The sequence below is a fragment of the Falsiroseomonas algicola genome (genome assembly GCF_011040385.1).
Taxonomy (GTDB): Bacteria; Pseudomonadota; Alphaproteobacteria; order Acetobacterales; family Acetobacteraceae; genus Falsiroseomonas; species Falsiroseomonas algicola.
The window spans coordinates 237,729-255,114 of the sequence record NZ_JAAIKB010000004.1; the positions used below are offsets into that span (position 1 = coordinate 237,729).

General features: G+C 70.5%; 14 protein-coding genes. 9 read left to right on the plus strand and 5 right to left on the minus strand.

Features of this window, described 5'->3' with window-relative positions; genetic code table 11:
- The first annotated feature begins 130 nt into the window (after positions 1–130).
- The gene (locus tag G3576_RS12510) at positions 131–874 is read left to right on the plus strand and encodes a maleate cis-trans isomerase family protein (RefSeq protein ID WP_164694733.1); all 744 of its coding nucleotides are present in this window, start codon (positions 131–133) and stop codon (positions 872–874) included.
- A 465-nt stretch (positions 875–1,339) separates the two neighbouring features.
- Here G3576_RS12510 and G3576_RS12515 read toward each other — a convergent pair whose 3' ends face one another.
- The 3 genes from G3576_RS12515 to G3576_RS31265 are packed head-to-tail and all read right to left on the minus strand — an operon-like array spanning position 1,340 to position 4,156.
- Entirely contained in the window at positions 1,340–2,488 is a 1,149-nt protein-coding gene (locus G3576_RS12515) for an NAD(P)/FAD-dependent oxidoreductase (protein WP_164694734.1), read from the minus strand.
- Positions 2,478–3,854: an FAD/NAD(P)-dependent oxidoreductase gene (locus G3576_RS12520; RefSeq protein WP_328729012.1), complete on the minus strand. Its 1,377-nt coding sequence runs from the start codon at positions 3,852–3,854 to the stop codon at positions 2,478–2,480. Before G3576_RS12520 ends, G3576_RS12515 begins: the two co-directional genes overlap by 11 nt.
- The gene (locus G3576_RS31265; RefSeq protein ID WP_207622790.1) at positions 3,836–4,156 is read right to left on the minus strand and encodes a (2Fe-2S)-binding protein; all 321 of its coding nucleotides are present in this window, start codon (positions 4,154–4,156) and stop codon (positions 3,836–3,838) included. The genes G3576_RS12520 and G3576_RS31265 overlap by 19 nt, the downstream gene beginning before the upstream one ends.
- Before the next feature lie 93 nt (positions 4,157–4,249).
- Between G3576_RS31265 and G3576_RS12525 the strand changes: the two genes are divergently transcribed.
- The 4 genes from G3576_RS12525 (at position 4,250) to G3576_RS12540 (ending at position 10,274) form a co-directional block, all read left to right on the plus strand.
- Complete coding sequence (locus G3576_RS12525; RefSeq protein WP_164694736.1) at positions 4,250–5,149, plus strand: LysR family transcriptional regulator; 900 nt, start codon at positions 4,250–4,252, stop codon at positions 5,147–5,149.
- A gap of 86 nt (positions 5,150–5,235) precedes the next feature.
- On the plus strand, positions 5,236–7,278 hold the full coding sequence (locus G3576_RS12530) for a hydantoinase/oxoprolinase family protein (RefSeq protein WP_164694737.1): 2,043 nt from the start codon (positions 5,236–5,238) through the stop codon (positions 7,276–7,278).
- Positions 7,279–7,283: 5 nt separating this feature from the next.
- On the plus strand, positions 7,284–9,260 hold the full coding sequence (locus G3576_RS12535; protein WP_164694738.1) for a hydantoinase B/oxoprolinase family protein: 1,977 nt from the start codon (positions 7,284–7,286) through the stop codon (positions 9,258–9,260).
- A gap of 48 nt (positions 9,261–9,308) precedes the next feature.
- Positions 9,309–10,274 carry an aldo/keto reductase gene (locus G3576_RS12540; protein WP_164694739.1) on the plus strand — a complete coding sequence of 322 codons (966 nt, stop codon included), beginning with the start codon at positions 9,309–9,311 and terminating at the stop codon, positions 10,272–10,274.
- Between the two features lie 4 nt (positions 10,275–10,278).
- On the opposite strand, the gene G3576_RS12545 is transcribed toward G3576_RS12540, so the two are convergent.
- The gene (locus G3576_RS12545) at positions 10,279–11,298 is read right to left on the minus strand and encodes a histone deacetylase family protein (RefSeq protein WP_164694740.1); all 1,020 of its coding nucleotides are present in this window, start codon (positions 11,296–11,298) and stop codon (positions 10,279–10,281) included.
- Positions 11,299–11,597: 299 nt separating this feature from the next.
- Between G3576_RS12545 and G3576_RS12550 the strand changes: the two genes are divergently transcribed.
- The 4 genes from G3576_RS12550 to G3576_RS12565 are packed head-to-tail and all read left to right on the plus strand — an operon-like array spanning position 11,598 to position 16,283.
- Positions 11,598–13,145, plus strand: coding sequence for an ABC transporter substrate-binding protein (locus G3576_RS12550; protein WP_164694741.1), 1,548 nt, complete (start codon positions 11,598–11,600; stop codon positions 13,143–13,145).
- On the plus strand, positions 13,142–14,734 hold the full coding sequence (locus tag G3576_RS12555) for an ABC transporter substrate-binding protein (protein ID WP_328729017.1): 1,593 nt from the start codon (positions 13,142–13,144) through the stop codon (positions 14,732–14,734). The genes G3576_RS12550 and G3576_RS12555 overlap by 4 nt, the downstream gene beginning before the upstream one ends.
- The gene (locus tag G3576_RS12560; protein ID WP_164694742.1) at positions 14,734–15,138 is read left to right on the plus strand and encodes a RidA family protein; all 405 of its coding nucleotides are present in this window, start codon (positions 14,734–14,736) and stop codon (positions 15,136–15,138) included. Before G3576_RS12555 ends, G3576_RS12560 begins: the two co-directional genes overlap by 1 nt.
- Positions 15,135–16,283, plus strand: coding sequence for a DegT/DnrJ/EryC1/StrS family aminotransferase (locus G3576_RS12565; RefSeq protein ID WP_164694743.1), 1,149 nt, complete (start codon positions 15,135–15,137; stop codon positions 16,281–16,283). The genes G3576_RS12560 and G3576_RS12565 overlap by 4 nt, the downstream gene beginning before the upstream one ends.
- Before the next feature lie 79 nt (positions 16,284–16,362).
- On the opposite strand, the gene G3576_RS12570 is transcribed toward G3576_RS12565, so the two are convergent.
- Complete coding sequence (locus G3576_RS12570; RefSeq protein WP_207622791.1) at positions 16,363–17,358, minus strand: LysR family transcriptional regulator; 996 nt, start codon at positions 17,356–17,358, stop codon at positions 16,363–16,365.
- Positions 17,359–17,386 lie beyond the last annotated feature (28 nt).

Consider the following 17,386-nt stretch of genomic DNA (forward strand, 5'->3'; position numbering starts at 1 on the left):
AGGCTGAGAGGCGCGGCGCGCATTCCGCCATACGGAATGCGCCGGGTCGAGCCGCACGGCAGAGCCGGCGATCGTCGTCGAGCGCGCCCGCCTCATTCCATCAGTCCCGCTCCTGCCCTAACGTCAGGTCATGCAGGAAGAACAGCCACGGCTGCTGATGGGCGTGGTGGCGCCCGCCACCAACATCTCGGTCCAGCCGGAGATGGAAGCGCTTCGCCCGGCCGGCGTCATCAATGCCCATGCGCGCATCCCCAACCCCGACCGTTCGGTGACGAGCGATGCCGATACGCTCGCGGTGCGGGCATCCATGGTGAACGGCCTGAACGCCGCGCTGGACACGCTGCTCCCCGCGGCCCCCGGCCATGTCGTGCTCGGCGTGATGGTGGAGAATTTCGTGGGGGGCGGGGCGGCCGGCCAACGACTCGTGGCCGATTGCGCCGCGCGCATGGGCTGCCGCGTGACGGACTACACCACCGCCATCCTCGCCGCGCTGGACGTCCTGTTCGGCCGGAAGGTCAGGCTGTCCCTGCTCACCCCCTTCATGCCGGTGGGCGACGTCGCCGCCCGCGCCCTGTTCGAGGATGCGGGCCATGAGGTGGTGCGCCTGACCGGCCTGAAGGCACCAAGCCCGGCGGCCATCGCGCGCATTCCGCGCGACCGCATCGTTCAAGCCGTGCGGGACCTGGCGGGGCCGGAGGTCGAGGCCATCGTCCAGCTCGGCACCAACGCCGCCTTCCGGACCCTGGCGCGTGAGATGGAGGACGAGTTGGGCATGCCCGTGCTGGCCTCCAACCCCGTCCTCTACTGGCGGGCGCTGCGCAAGGAGGGCATCGTCGACGCCATGCCCCAGCACGGCCGGCTGTTCACCTTGTAGCGGATGGCCAGCGCGTCTCCCGGGGGCGCGTCTGTTGCACCCGCGCGCCGCTCACGCGCCATGCCGCCTTGCGCCTCCCAGGTCGATCACGCGGCACACATGGAAGCACCCGATACCAGCGGACCGGTCACTTGGCCGGACCGAGCGCCCGACTGGGCCCGCGGCACCTGCGCCACGCCGAAGCCGTGCCTTCGGGACGATGCGTCTGAGCCGTGCCCTCGGCAAGATGCGTCTGAGCCGTGCCTTCGGCACGATGCGTCTGAGGGTGCCTTGGCCGGCCGCGCGAGAAGGCCGCTGGCACGGACACCTTTCCTGCTGGCGACCTCGCACCGGCAGTCGATCGCCAACACCATCCGACCGGGGTTCCGGTCCAGGAAGGCGTCCACTCGCTGCGCTTGCGCAAGCACAACAGCCGGACTCGCGCCGTGGCCCGCCATCGAACCACGGCGGCCTGGCCCGTCACCGTCATCCCCGCTGCGGTCCCGGCGGCGTGGATGATGCAGCGGCGAAGCGGCCGATGTGGAAGGGCTCGATCGGCACGCTGGTGCGGCCGGTCGCGATCAGCTCCGCCATCGTCGCGCCGACGCCGGGGCCGAGCTGGAAGCCGTGGCCGCAGAAGCCGAAGGCGTAGAACAGGCCGGGCGTCACGCCGCTCGGCCCCATCACCGGGATGTCGTCGCGCAGATAGCCCTCCACGCCGCTCCAGGTGCGGATGACGCGCAGCTGTGCCATGGCAGGCAGCAGCCGCCGAAGATGCGGCATCTGGGCCATGGTGTTCAGCGGATTCAGCGTCGCGCGCTTCGTGTCCAGCGACGCGGCATCGCGCCGGCCGCCGCCGAAGACGATGTTGCCGCGCTGCACCTGGCGCAGATAGACGCCCTCCTCCGTGACATCGGTATGGATGCCCATCACCTCCGGGATGCGATACGGGGCGGGCTCCGTCACCCCCATCTGGGGACCGGCCGGGGTCAGGGGCACATCCTCCCCCAGCGCCGCTGAAAGCCGCTGGCCCCAGGCGCCCGCCGAGACCTGCACCATCGGCGCGCGAAAGGTCCCGGCGCGCGTCTCCACGACGAAATCCTCCGCGCCGCGGGCGATGCCGACCACCTCGGCATGCTCCACCACCACGGCGCCTTCGCGCCGCGCGGCGCGCGCAAAGGCCGGCGCCGCGAGCCGCGGATTGGCATGGCCATCCAGCGGCGAGTAGGAGGCCATGACCGCCTCCGGCGACAGGTAGGGGAAGCGGTCGCGCAGTGCATTGCGGCTGATCAACTCGAGCTTCAGCCCATAGGGCGCGCAGTCCCGCGCGTACTGCTCCATCCGGCCGATCTCGGCGTCGCGGAAGCAGACGCGCAGATGGCCGCTGGCCAGGAACTCCACATCCTCCCCGATCAGCTCCGGCACGCGGCCCCAGAGGTCGCGCGAGAGGTTGGCCAGCGGCAGCTGGGGCAGGAAGCGGCCCTGGCGGCGGATATTGCCGAAGCTGGCGACGGTGGCCGCCTGCCCGACGAGGTCGCGCTCCAGCAGGATCACGGAGAGGCCGCGGCGGCGCAGGAAGAAGGCGGTGGCACTGCCCATGAGGCCGCCGCCGACGATGATGACGTCAGCCTTCATCGGGGCCGAGCTCCGCAGTCAGCGGCAGGGGCTTGATCGGCGCGGCGCCGCGCAGCTGCCCCACCTCCTCCACCGGAACGCCGCGGGCAGCGGCGATGACCTCCGCGGCCGCCAGGCCGCAGATCCGTCCCTGGCAGCGCCCCATGCCGACGCGGCCCAGCGACTTGGCCCGGTTCATCTCGGGCGCGCCCGTCTCGGCGACAGTGCGACGGATGGCGCCGGCGGTGATGGCCTCGCAGCGGCAGATGATCGTCTCGTTCGGCAGCATCGCGGCCAGGTGGCCGGGCCAGGGGAAGCCGTTCTCCAACCCCTGGCGGAAGCGCGACATCGGCCGCAGCGCCGCGCGCAGGCGAGAGAACTCCTCCTCCGGCACGGCATGGCCGAGGTCCCGCAGCGCGGCACAGGCGGCGAGCCGCCCCGCCAGCTCCGCCGCATCGGCGCCGCGCACCACGGCGCCATCGCCAGCCAGGTAGACAAGCGGGACGCTGCTGCGCCCATCCGCATCCGTCTCCGGCAGCCACTGGCGGGCCACGGCGTCGAAGCCGAAGCGCGCCTTCGCCAGGTCCGCCAGCTGCGTCTCCGATCGCAGGCCATAGCCAAGCCCGACGGCGTCCGCTTCCACCCGCCGCTCCCGCCCCGCACGGTCGCTCACGACCACGCCGGCGACGCGGCCATGCCCCTCGATCCGCAGCGGCGTGACGCCGGTGAGCACCGGAATGCCGGCGCGCCGCAGGCCCGCCAGATAGCGCAGCCCCTGCGCCAGCACCGCCGGCCGCGCGGCCAGCGCGGCGGCGGCCAGCACGCGCCGCCGGGACGGGCTGGTGTCCAGCACGGCGGCCACCGTGGCGCCGGCCTTCACGTATTGCCAGGCCACGAGGTAGAGCAGCGGCCCCGTGCCCATGAACACCACGCGCGACCCGATCGCGCAGGCCTGCGCCTTCAGCGCGATCTGCGCCGCGCCCAGGCTGTAGACGCCGGGCAGGGTCCAGCCGGGCAGCGGCATGATCCGGTCCGTCGCGCCGGAGCAGAGGATCAGCGCGGCATAGGGCAGGCGCTCCAGCCGGTCCCCGCGCTGCGTCAGCACCGCGCCATCGGCGATGCCCCAGACCAGCGTGCCGGGGCGGTAGTCCAGCCGCGGGGCCAGCGCATCGGCGGCCGCGTGCAGCGCCACCGCCTTGGCTGCCTCCGATCCGTAGAGCGCCGAGGCCGGCCGCGTGAAACCGGCGGGCTGGCGGCGATAGATCTGGCCGCCGCTGCGCTCATTCTCGTCGATCAGCACCGGCCGCAGCCCGGCCTCCACGAGCCGCGCCGCCGCGCGGATGCCCGCCGGCCCGGCGCCGATGACGATCACGGCAGGGCTGGCCACGGAACCTCCCGCGTCACGATGCGGAGCGATTCGATGACGGTGGTGCTGCAGGCGCGCAGCCTGCCGCCTTGCTCCGTCCAGACCCAGCAATCCTGGCAGGCGCCCATCATGCAGAAGCCGGCCCGCGCGCCGTCGCCGAATTCGCTGTGCCGCAGCACCAGGCCCTGGGTGAGCAGCGCCACCATCAGCGTGTCGCCTTCCAGCGCCTCGATGGGCTGGCCGTCGACCCATAGCCGAACAGGTCGCCGCCCGGTTTCCGCCAATCGGCGGAACAGCCCCGCCTCGTGCCCGCTTGCGCTCATGAAGCCCAGCCTCCGCCCGCGGGTCGGGGCTGTCCAATCGGCATCCGCCTTGCTTGCATAAGCCCGACCTATGGCGGAGCCTGTGAGCGGCCCATGAACGCACGGCAGATCGAAGTCTTTCGCACCATCATGCGCTGCGGCACGCTGACGGCCGCCGCCCAGGCGCTCAATGTCTCCCAGCCCGCGCTGAGCCAGCTTCTGCTGCATGCCGAGGACCAGCTGGGCTTCCGCCTGTTCCAGCGCCTGCACGGCCGGCTGACGCCGACGCCGGAGGCCAATCTGCTGTTCCCGGAAGCCGAGCGCCTGCACCGGGACCTGGAAGGCTTCCGCCGCTTCGCGGCCGATCTCCGCCACGGCAAGCAGGGGGCGCTACGGCTGGCGGCCTCCGCCCCCACGGCCCTGTCCTTCGTGCCGCAGGCACTGGCCGATTTCCGCATCGCCTGCCCGGGTGTGCGCGTGATCTCCTACATCGTCTCCATGGCCGTGCTGACCACCATGCTGGACAATGGCGAGGCCGATCTCGGCGTCGCGCTGAACGACACGCCGCAGCCGCTGATCCAGACCGAGCGGATCGGCCGCAGCGAGGTGCTCTGCCTGCTGCCGCAGGGCCACCGCCTGGCCGCCCAGCCCAGCATCGGCCCCGCCGATCTGGAGGGAGAGACGCTGATCTCCTATCGCCCGGACAGCCTGCAGGGCGTGATGCTGGCGGAGGCCTTCGCGGAGGCGGGCACGCGCTACCTGCCGCAGGTGGAAATCGACGTCTCCATCGCCGCCATCGGCTTCGTGCAGCAGGGGCTGGGCGTGGCGCTGGTGGATGCGCTGGTGCCCTGGAGCGGCTTCCAGGACCTGGTGACGCGGCGCTTCCTGCCGCAGCAGACCCTGCCCATCTCCCTGCTGTTCAGCACGCGGCGGCCGCTTTCCACCACCCAGAATGTGCTGCGCCGGAAGCTGCGGGAGGCCGGCAGCCGCTACACGCCCCACCTGCCCTCATAAGGGCGGCTTATCGCGGACCCTGCACTCGGTCTTGGACGCCTGGCCGCCGCCGCCCGACACTGCGCCCGCTTCGACGGGGATACGGCATGGGCTGGCGCATCGGCGTGGATATCGGCGGCACCTTCATCGATTTCTGCGCGCTGGATGAGAAGACCCGGCAGATGCACACGCTGAAGGTCCTCACCACGCCGGACGAGCCGGGGCGCGAGGTGATGGAAGGCATCGCGCTGCTGCAGCAGCGCCACGGCATGGACCCCGCGGAGGTGACCAGCTTCGTCCATGGCACCACCGTCGGCATCAATACCGTCATCCAGCGCAAGGGCGCCGACCTCGCGCTGATCACCAATGCCGGCTTCGAGGATGTGATCGAACTGGCGCGGCTGCGCATGCCGGAGATGTACAGCCTGTTCTGCGCGCGGCCGGAGCAGCTGATCCCCCGTGACCGCATCTTCGGCGTCGCCGGCCGCATCCTGGCCGATGGCAGCGAGGCAGAGGCGCTGGACGAGCAGGCCGTGGCGAACGCGCTGGAGCTGGCGCGCGCACGCGGCGCGCGGGGCGTCATCATCGCCTTCCTGCATGCCTATCGGAACCAGGCGCAGGAACAGGCGGCCAAGGCCGTCGTGCAGCGTCTGGCGCCGGACCTCTTCGTCTTCTGCGCCGCAGAGATCTGGCCGGTGATCCGCGAATACGAACGCACGACGACAGCAATCCTCAACGGCTACGTCTTCCCGCGCGTCGATGGCTACCTGCATTCGCTGGAACAGGCGCTGCGCGGCCGCGGCGTGACGGCGCCGCCGATGATCACCAAGTCCAATGGCGGGATGATGAACATCGCCATGGGGCGCAGCTCCTGCGTCTCCATGCTGCTGTCGGGCACCGCCTCCGGCGTCATGGGCGCCTCCTTCCTGACGCGGCAGGCCGGCGTGCCGAATGCGCTGACGCTCGACATCGGCGGCACCAGCGCCGATGTCGCGCTGATCATCGAGGGCCGCGCGCAGTTCGGCACCGGCGAGCTGATCGGCGAATTCCCGCTCTACGTCCCCAGCGTCTCCGTCACCTCGATCGGCGATGGCGGCGGGTCCATCGCCACGGTGGATGGCTTCGGCATGCTGAAGGTGGGGCCGGAGAGCGCGGGCTCCGTCCCAGGCCCCGCCTGCTACGGGCGCGGCGGCGACCGCGCGACCATCACCGATGCCATGGCCGTCTGCGGCTTCCTGGGCCATGCGCCGCTCGCCTACCGATCCGTCACCATGGAGCGCGGCAAGGCGGAGGCGGTCGTGGGCGCACTGGCCCGAAAGCTCGGCCGCGGGCTGCATGAGACGGCGGAGGCCATCATCATGGTCTCCATCTCCTCCATGTTCGCGGAGGTGAACAAGCTCGTGGCGCGCTACGGCGTCGATCTCGGCGATTTCACCCTGGTGCCCTTCGGCGGCGCGGGCCCGATGATGGGCTGCCTGCTGGCGCGGGAACTCGGCATCCGCCGCGTCATGGTGCCGCGACGCCCTGGTGTCGTCAGCGCCCTCGGCGGCCTGGTGGCCGAGGTCAAGAACGACTTCATCCGCACCATGTTCATCGAGCTGCGGGCGGAGGGGCTGGCGGCACTGCAGGCCGCCCTGGCAGCGCTGCGCGCGGAGGCCGAGCGCTGGCTGCGCCCGGACCAGAATTTCGCGGGCGTCGCCGCGCTGCAGGTCTCGGCGGACATGCGCTACCGCGGGCAATCCTTCGAGATCGAGACGGTGCTGGAGGAGGCCTGGATCGAGGGCGGCGACCTCGACGCCATCCGCGCCGCCTTCCATGCCCGGCACACCGCCATCTACGCCTTCGCGGACGAAGCCGCGCCCGTGCAACTCGTCAATCTCCGCCTCGTCATCGCCGGCGCGACGGAGCCGCCCGATTTCGCGGTGCAGGAAAAGGTCGCCGGCACGCCGCGACCCGAACGGCTGGTCGATGTCTGGCACGACGGCGCGCTGCACCGCATGCCGCTCTTCCTGCGGGAGAACCTGCGGCACGGCCATGAATTCTCGGGCCCCGCCGTGGTGGCGCAGGAGGACAGCACGGTCTGCATCCCCGCGGGCTATGCCGGCACCGTCGATGCGCATGGCAATTTGCACCTGGCGGCGGAGGGCTGAGGACGATGGACAAGGTCACGCTGCAGGTCTTCGCCAACCATGCCCGCGCGGCGGCGGAGAACATGGCCTACACGCTGTACCGCACGGCGCATTCCACCTTCGTCAAGGAGACGGAGGATTTCACCATCCAGATCCTCGACCCCGCGGGCCAGGTCAGCGCCGTGCCGATGGATCTCGGCGCCACCTGGTATGTCGGGCTGAACTACGGCCCCGCCATCGGCATGATCCCGGACTACAGGCCGGGCGACATCGGCGCCACCAACGATCCCTATAGCGGCTTCCTGGCGACGCATGCGCCGGACCTGCACATGTGGAAGCCGATCTTCTGGGAGGATCAGATCGTCGCCTTCGCCAGCGGCCATATCCACAACACCGATATGGGCGGCGCGGTCCCGGCGAGCCTGTCGCGCACCCTGACGGAGATCCACCAGGAAGGCGTGCGCATCCCGCCGCTCAAGATGTATCGCGAAGGCGCGCTGAACGAGGAAGCGCTGCGCATCATGCTCCTCAACGTCCGCAAGCCGGAGCAGAATCTCGGCGACCTCAAGGCCTTCGTCGGCGCGCTCAATACCGGGGAGCGCAAGGTGCTCGCCATGGTGAAGAAGTTCGGGCTGGAGGGTTTCCGCGCCGGCCAGGCCGGGCTGCTCGATTACGCCGAGCACCAGGCGCGGGAGATCCTGCGATCCATCCCCGACGGCGACTACTTCTTCTGCGACTACACGGATGAGGATTCGGCCGGCGGCAATCCCTGCCGGCTGGCGCTGACGCTGCGGATCCAGGGTGACAGCGCGACGCTGGACTTCACCGGCACCGACCCGCAGCTGACCTCGGCGCTGAACGTGCCGACGGGCGGCGCGGCGCGGCACACGCTGCTGCTGGTCGGCGTCTACTACGTGCTCTACACGCTGAACCCGCAGATCCTGCTGAATGCGGGGCTGGTGCGTCCCTTCACCTGCATCGCGCCGGAAGGCACGGTGCTGAACCCGACCTTCCCGGCCGCGGTCGGCATGCGGTCGCTCACCTGCGCGCGGCTGCGCTCCCTCATCTTCGGTGCCTTCAGCCTGGCGATCCCGGACCGCATGCCGGCCGCGCCCGCCGGCACCAGTTCCATCATGAATGTCCGCACCGTGGATAATCGGACGCGGGAGACGGTGCTGGCGGCGATCAATCCCGTGGTCGGCGGCGCCGGCGGCATGCCGCATCGGGATGGCACCAACGGATCGGGCGCCGATGGTGCCTATCTCAAGAACACGCCGATCGAGATCACGGAGACCGAGGTCCCGATCCAGTTCCTGCGCTACGGGCTGATGCCGGATTCCGGCGGCGCCGGGCAGCATCGCGGCGGCCTCGCCTCCGTGCTGGAATTCAAGGTCTTCTCGCCCAATACCCACATCACCGCCCGCAACCGCGACCGCTGCCGCTTCCGCCCCTGGGGCACGCTGGGCGGCCATAGCGGCAAGCCCTCCGACTTCCTGCTCAACCCCGGCACGGATCGCGAGAAGAAGCTGGGCAATACCGATATCACCAGCATGGACCCGGGCGATGTGCTGCATATTCATTCGCCCGGCGGCGGCGGCCGTGGCAGCCCGCTGAAGCGCGACGTGGCGCTGGTGCTGCAGGATGTGCGGCGCGGCTACGTCTCCGTGAATGCCGCGGCCGCCGACTACGGCGTCATCATCCGAGACGGCGCCGTCGACGAGGCCGCGACAGCGGCGCGGCGCGCGGAGCTGCGCGCCGGCGAGACGGAGCGCCATTTCTTCTTCGGCCCGGAACGCGACGCCTTCGAGCGGGTCTGGAGCCGCGATGTCTACGCCGCCATGACAACGGTCATCGCCAGCCTGCCCGTGCATTGGCGTTTCTTCCTGAAGTCCCGGCTGTTCGAGATGGTGCCGGCCATCGCGCAGGAGACGCGGGCCTGCCCGGTGACGGAGGCCGTCTCGCGCCTGCGCCTTCGCTACCCGGAGATGTTCACCGCGGGCTGATCGCGGGGTAGAGATCGGCGCGGCCACGACGCGTGGAAAGGTCTTCGCATGAGATACGTCCAGCTCGGCCGCAGTGGCCTGACCGTCTCCGCCATCTGCCTCGGCGGCAATTCCTGGGGGGCGGCGGGCCGCCGCGGCTGGGCGCCGATCGACCAGGAAGGCGCCCGTCCCTTCTTCCGCGCGGCGCTCGATGCCGGCATCACCTTCTTCGACACCGCGAATGTCTACAATGCCGGTGAGAGCGAGCGGATCATAGGCGCCACCCTGCTGAAGGAGGTGCCGCGTGAAGAGGTCGTGATCTCCACCAAGGTCGGCATTCCGACCGGCCAGAAGCCGAATGCCGGCGGCGTCGGGCGCAAGCATCTGATGGCCGCGGTGGAGGCCTCGCTGAAGCGCCTCGATACGGACCATATCGACCTGCTGCAGCTGCATCGCCTCGATACGGTGACGCCGGTTGAGGAGACGATGGCGGCGCTGAACGACCTCGTCCGCGCCGGCAAGGTGCTCTACATCGGCGGCTCCACCATGCCGGCCTGGCGCTTCGCGCAGATGTGCACCATGGCATCGGAGCGCGGCTGGGCGCGGCCCGTGGCGATGCAGAACCTCTACAACCTGGTGCAGCGGGAGGAGGAGCGCGAGATGATCCCGCTCTGCCTCGACCAGGGCGTCGGCCTGGTGCCCTATTCGCCGCTCGCCCGCGGCTTCCTCGGCGGCAACCGCACGCGGGAAGGCGCGGCGACCCAGCGGGCGCGCACCGACCATCTCGCGGAAGGCCTGTACCGGGAGAGCGACTTCGCAGTGCTGGATGCCGTGCTGGAGATCGCGCGGGCGCGCGGCGTGAAGCCGATGCAGGTGTCGCTGGCCTGGCTGATGGGCAAGGCCGTGATGGCCGCGCCCGTCGTGGGTGTCAGCGACCCCGCCCAGATCGCCGATGCGGCCGCCGCCACGGCGCTGCGCCTGACGGCGGAGGAGGTGGCGCGGCTGGAAGCGCCCTACGCCAGCCGCACCCTCTGAGGCCCTATCGGGACATGCCGCCGAGGAAGCTCTGCAGGTAGCGGCCCAGCGAAGGGCTGAGATAGCCGCCCTCCTGCACCAGAAGCGTGGGGCAGCCGAGCGCGGCGATCCTGGCCGCCGCCTCCGCGAAGCCGGCCTCGGTGATGCGGAAGGTCGCCACGGGGTCCTGCTCCGCGGCATCGAGGCCGAGGGCCACGACGAGCGCGCCCGGCGCGAAGCTGCGGAGACGAGACAGCGCGCCGTCGATGGCCGCAAGCCAGGGCGCATCGGTCGTGCCGCGCTGCAGCGGCTGGTTGTGGTTGCACCCGAGCGCGGCGGCGCCGCCGACCTCATCGGCATGACCGGCATAGAGCGGCGCGCCGGCATTGGGATCGACATGCACGGAACAGGTCATCACATCCGCGCGGTCCCAGAAGATCGATTGCGTGCCGTTGCCGTGGTGCACGTCGATATCGAGGATGCCGACGCGGCCGAAGCGGTTGGTGAGACGTTGCGCGGCGATTGCGGTGTTGTTCAGGTAGCAGCCGCCGCTCATCAGGTCGGCATAGGCATGGTGGCCGGGCGGGCGGCACATGGCATAGATGGGCGCCTCGGCGGCGGTCAGGCGCTCGGCGCCGTGGATCGCCACCTGCGCGCTGGCCAGGACCGAATTCCAGGTCTCGGCGGCGATCGGGCAGGTCGTGGAATTGCTGTACCAGCCGAGCTCACCGATCAGGTCGGTGGGCCTGCGATGCATCCGGTGCGTGGGATGCACGCTCGGCACCGCGACGGGGCCGAAATCCGGCCGCTGCATCCAGCGCGCATGCACGCCCTTCAGGAAGTCGACATAGGCGGGATCGTGCACGGCGGTGATCGCCTCCAGCACCCCGATCGGCGCCTGCACCACCGCATGGCCCGCGCGCATCACCGCATCCAGGAAGACCCGGTAGCGCTCGGCGCGGTCGAAATGCGGGATGAACTTGCCGGTGCGGAACACGCTGTCGACGTCATGCCTGGCCTGGTCGGGGTGATGGATGACGAGCATCTGGCGCTTCCCTGATGGACGATCATGCCAGGTGATACGCCGCGGGCCGCCGCCTGCCCACCGCTTCGGCCAGGCCGATCGCGGTCTTCGGTATAAGACACCCTTATGAAGGCCGGCGCGGATTGTCTTGGCATCTCGCGCGCCTGCGGATGAGGATCGCCTCCGGAGCGCAGGATACGCGGCAGTGCCCTCGCGAATGTCGGTGGTTCCCGACAGGTCCCCGCACGGAAGAAGCGGAACCCGGACGGCCAGCCCGATACAGGATGGAGTAGGCCATGGGGTTCACGACGAAATCCCGCTTGCCGCTGCGTGCAGCCATCGCCCTGCTTGGACTGGGCCTTGGCTTCCCGGCGGCACAAGCGACCGATCTGCGCATCGGCACCACCGGCACGCCCACGCTCGATCCGCATTTCATGCTGATCGACACCAACATCGCCTACAACCAGCACATCTACGGCGCGCTGATCGACCAGGATGCGCGCGGCCAACTGCACCCCGACCTGGCGCTGTCCTGGGCGCCAGAGGGCGACAATGCCTGGCGCTTCAGGCTTCGCCCGGGCGTCACCTTCCATGACGGCACGCCCTTCACCGCCGATGACGTGGTCTTCAGCCTGCAGCGCGTGCCGAACATCCCGAACAACCCGGCACCCTATACCGGCGCGCTGCTCGGCGTGACGGAGGTTCGCAAGGTCGATGACCTGACCGTCGATCTCGTGACCGACGGCTTCGTGCCGATGCTGCCCAACCAGATCGCGAAGCTGTCGATCCTCTCCCGCCACGCGGCGGAAGGCCGGGGCACGGAGGAGTTCAACCAGGGGCGCGCCGCCATCGGAACCGGCCCCTATCGCCTGGTGCGACTGCAGGGCCGGGACCGGCTGCAGCTGCAGCGCAACGACAGCTATTGGGGCGAGAAGCCCGCCTGGAATGCGGTGGAATTCCGCGTGCTGCCGAACGACGCCGCGCGCAGCGCCGGGCTGCTGGCGGGCGATGTGGACCTCATCGAATTCGTGCCGCTGCACGATGCGGCAAGGCTGGCCTCGACACCGGGCATCACGCTCCACAGCGGCAGTTCCTCCCGCGTCATGTTCCTCGGCGTGAACCTCGATCCGCGCGTCGCGATGGTGGAAGGGCGCAGCCCGCTCACCGATCCGCGCGTGCGCCAGGCCATTTCGCTCGCCGCCAACCGGGAAGGCATGATCCGCAGCCTGCTGCTCGGCTACGGCCAGGCCGCCAGCCAGATCGGCATCCCCAGCATGAACGGCTATGTCGAGCGGCAGGTGGACCGCTTCGCCCCGGACGAGGCGCGGCGCCTGCTGGCGGAGGCCGGCTACCCGAACGGCTTCTCCACCGCGCTGCTCTGCACCAATGACCGCTACGTGGCCGATGCGCAGGTGTGCCAGGCCTTGGGCCAGATGCTGGCGCGCATCGGCATCCGCGCGGATGTGCAGGCCGTACCGGCGAACGTCTATTTCGGCCGCGTCCGTGCCGGCAACAACCCCGCGCCGCTCTTCCTCGGCGCCTGGAGCAACAACCAGGGCGATGCCGGCTACACGCTGAACAACCTCTTCCACAGCCTGGACCGAGGCCGCCGCCTCGGCGCCAGCAACCGATCCGGCTATTCCGACGCGGAGACGGACCGCGACATCCAGGCCGCGCTGAATGAGCGTGACCCGGCGCGGCGCCGGGCGCTGCTGCTATCCGCCAACCGCCGCGCAACGGAGGCACGCGTGCTGATCCCCTTCTTCACCGCACCGGTTCTCGTGGCTTCGAAATCCAGCATCCGCTACGAGGTCGGCGACAGCGGCAGTTCGGAGATGACCTCCGCGATGCGGGCCTTCCCGCGGTGAGCGCCCTCGCAAGGCGCCTCCGCGCCAGCGCCGCATCGCTCGGCCTCGCGGGCCTCCTCGCTTTGCCCGCCATGGGGCAGACGACGCTGACCATGGGGATCAGCGCCGCGCCCGGCTCGGTGGATCCGCACTTCAACCAGGGTACCTCGACGCAGACCCTCACCTACCATGTCTTCGAGGCGCTGACGGATCGCCGCCCGGATTCCACGCTGGCGCCCAGCCTGGCGCTCGGATGGACGCCGGTGGCGGAGACGGTCTGGGAATTCAAGCTGCGCCCTGGCGTGCGCTTCTCCAACGGCCAGCCCTTCACGGCGGAGGATGTGGCCTTCACCGTCGCGCGCGTGCCGAACGTGCCCAACGCGACCTCCAGCTATGCCGGCCAGGTGCGCGCGATCAGCCGGGTGGAGGTGGTCGATCCGCTCACCGTCCGCTTCCACACGGATGGCCCCGCGCCGACCCTGCCGATGGACCTGTCGGTGGTCGCCATCGTCTCTCGCCAGGTGGGAGAGGGCGCGACGACGGATGACTACAACGCCCTGCGCGCCGCCATCGGCACGGGCCCCTTCATCCTTCGCGGCTACACGCCGGGGACGGAGGCGGAGCTGGTGCGCAACGACGCCTGGTGGGGGCCGCGCCCGGACTGGGACCGCGTCGTGTTCCGCTACATCCCGAATGCCGGCGCGCGCTCGGCCGCGCTGCTCTCGGGCGGGGTGGACCTGATCGACCTGCCCTCGCCGAACGACCTGCCGCGCTTCCGCAGCGATCCCGGCACGGCCGTCCATTCGGCGCCGGGGTTGCGCCTGGTCTACCTGGCGCCGAACCAGTCGGCCGAGGTGGCGCCGCTTGTCACGGACAATGAAGGGCGGCCGCTGGCCACCAACCCGCTGAAGGACCGCAGGGTCCGGCAGGCCCTGTCCATCGCCATCAACCGCCAGGGCCTGGCGGAGCGGGTCATGCAGGGCACGGCCGTGCCCAACTACCAGTTCATGCCGCCGGGGGCCTACTCCTATGACCCGACCATCGCCGTGCCCCAGCCGGACCCGGTGGCGGCCAGGCGCCTTCTGACGGAAGCCGGGTATCCCGACGGCTTCCGCCTCGTGCTCCACGTCGCCGGGAATGCGCGCCCGACCGATCCCGTGGCCGCGCAGGCCATCGCGCAGATGTGGACGCGCATCGGCGTGCAGACCACGGTGGAGGTCCTCCCCCTTGCCTCCTACAGCCCGCGGGCCGCGCGCATGGAGTTTCCCATCACGATGTGGGGCTGGGCGAGTTCGGGCCAGGCCGGGCACCCGCTGATCAACGTGGTCAGCACCTATGATCGCGACCGCTCGACGGGCAGCTTCAACCGGTCCGGCTATTCCAATCCCGCGCTGGATGCGCTGATCGCCCGTGCGCTGACGACGCTGGACGATGCAGCGCGGGAGACGCAGCTGCGCCAGGCCGTGGCCCTGGCGGTGGAGGATGTCGCCATCATCCCGCTCTACCAGCTCACCAATGTCTGGGCGACCCGCAGGGGCATCACCTACGAGGCCAGCGGCTACGACTACACCCGCGCGGTGCTGGCGCGCCGCAATGCGGGGACGCGATGATGACGAGGGTCTTCACCTCCAGCCCGCCTGCCGTCCCGGCGGGAGAGAGCTACGAACAGGCTTCCCGGGCCGGCGACTTCATCTTCCTGTCGGGCCAGGTCGCGAAGGACGAGAACGGGCAATGGGTCGGCGGCGATGCCGCCAACCAGGCACGGCAGATCTGGCGCAACATCGACCGCGTCCTGGCGCATATGGGCGCGTCGAAGGACGACATCGCCAAGGTCACGACGATCCTGACCAATGTCGCGGACCGGGAGGCCGTGACGGCCGTGCGCCTCGACTACCTCGGCGATCATCGCCCACCGCATACCGGCCTCTACGTGCCGGTCCTCGGCCGGCCGCAGATCACCATGGAGATCGAGGTGATTGCCTATGCGCCGCAGGCGATCGCCCCTGCGCCATGATCCCCGTCTATGACCGGCGGAAGCTCTACCTCGACGACAAGGACGCCATCGATGCCGCGGTGGCGCGCGTGCTGGCCAGCGGCCGCTACGACTGGGGCGAGGAGGTGCCGGCTTTCGAGGCCGAGCTGGCGGCCTGGCTCGGCGCGAAGCACTTCGTCGCTACCGGCTCCGGCACCGCGGCGCTGAAGTCGGCGTTCCGCGCGCTCCGCATCGGGCCGGGCCATGAGGTCATCACCGTCGCCAATACCGACATGGCGAACAGCACCGCCATCCATTCGGTCGGCGCCACGGTGGTGTGGGTGGATATCGATCCGCTGACGCGCTGCATGGACCCCGCGGCCTGCGCGGCCGCCATCACGCCGCGGACCGCCGCCATCCTTCCCGTCGACATCTACGGCCATCCCTGCGACATCCGCGCCTTCCGCGAGTTGGCCGACAGGCACGGGCTGGCGTTGATCGAGGATGCCTGCCTGGCGCTGGGCGCGGAGATCGATGGCCAGCTGGTTGGTCGCCACGCCGACGTCACCTGCTTCAGCTTCTCCTCCGGCAAGCATCTCGGCGCCATGGGCAATGCCGGCGGCTGCGCGACGGAGGATGCGGCCATCGCGCAACGCCTGCGCCTCCTCTCCGGCGATGGGCAGGACCGCGCGCGGCATCGCATGCAGCCCCGTCCGCTCGACCTGCACCATGAGGAGGAGAGCCACAACGACCGCATGGACGAGATCCAGGCCGCGGTGCTGCGGGCCAAGCTGCCATCCTTGCACCGCACCCTCGCCCAGCGGCGCGCGCAGGCCGCGCGCTATGCGCAGGCCCTCGCCGACGTCGTGCAGGCGCCGTCGGAGCGGAGTGGCGTCCGCCACGCCTGGCGCAACTACGTCATCGAGACGGAGGACCGGGAGGCGCTGGCAGGGCATCTGACGGCCCAGGGCATCCAGTGCAACGCGCTCTACAACCCGCCCATGCACCTCCAGCCCGCCTATGCGGGGCTCGGCTTCAAGCGCGGGCTCCTGCCGAAGACCGAAGCCTTCGCGGATCGGCTCCTGGGCCTGCCGATCGGACCCCATCTGCGGATGGCGGAGATCGAGGCGGTGATCGCGGCCATCCGCCAGTGGAACGGAGCGAGCGCAGGAAGGACGTCCCTGTAGGCTCCACGACGCTGGCGCCAGGCGAGGAACAGCCTGGGCGGCGGCCGTGTTCCTCCTCCCCTGGTCCCTGTCACCCCCGTCAGCGCCTTCGCGGGGCTTTCCACGGCTTGGCGCTATCCCCTGGCCGATCGCCATCGGCGGCGCTGCGCCTGGCCTCGGCGTGGCGGCCGAACAGCCCGAGGCAGACGCCGCGCAGCCACCGGTTCGCGGCATCGCCGTGGTATCGGGCATGCCAGTGCTGCTTCACCGTGAAGCCGGGGATCGGCACCGGGCAGTCCACGACCGTCAGGCCCCCCAGCTTGCCCAGCGTCTCGCCGATGTGCCGCGGCAGCGTCGCGACGAGGTCCGTCGTCGCGATGATCGCTGGCAGCCCCAGGAACCCCGGCAGTTCAAGCACGACCCTGCGCTGGACCTGGTTCGCCTCCAGCGCCGGCCCCAGCAGGCCGGCGCCCGTGCCGCCGACGACGCCGATATGCTCCGCCGCCTCATACCCCGCCCGGGTGAAGCGCCGGCCGAGCCTCGGGTGTCGCGGGTTGAGCAGGCAGACCCAGTCCTGGTCGAACAGCACCTGCTGGTAGAAGCCGCTGTCCAGTTCCGGGATCAGGCCGAGCGCCAGGTCGGCCTCCCCGGCGGCCAGCGCGCGCCCCGTATCCCCGTCGATGCGCGCCACTTCCAGCCGGGCGCCCGGCGCCGCCGCACGGACATGCGCCAGCAGCTGCGGCAGCAGCGTCACATGGCTCGCATCCGTCATGCAGATCCGGAACCGCCGGCGGGTCGTCGCCGGCGAGAAGGCGGGCTCCGCGATCGACAGCCGATGCAGCGCCTCCAGCGCCTCGCGCGCCGTGACGATCAGCGCCTCCGCCCGCGGCGTCGGCTCCATCCCCGCGCCGGTCCGCACGAAGAGCGGATCGCGCAGAGCGCGGCGCAGATGGTTCAGCCAGATGCTGACCGTCGGCTGGCTCTGGCCGAGCCTCTCAGCCGCCTTCGTGACACTGCGCGTCTCGTGCAGCACGTCGAAGAGACGGAGGTACTTGACCTCCAGGGGCGGCCGTCCCGACCCTGCCTCATCCGCCACGCGCCCCTCCCCCATTGCGGCAGGCAAT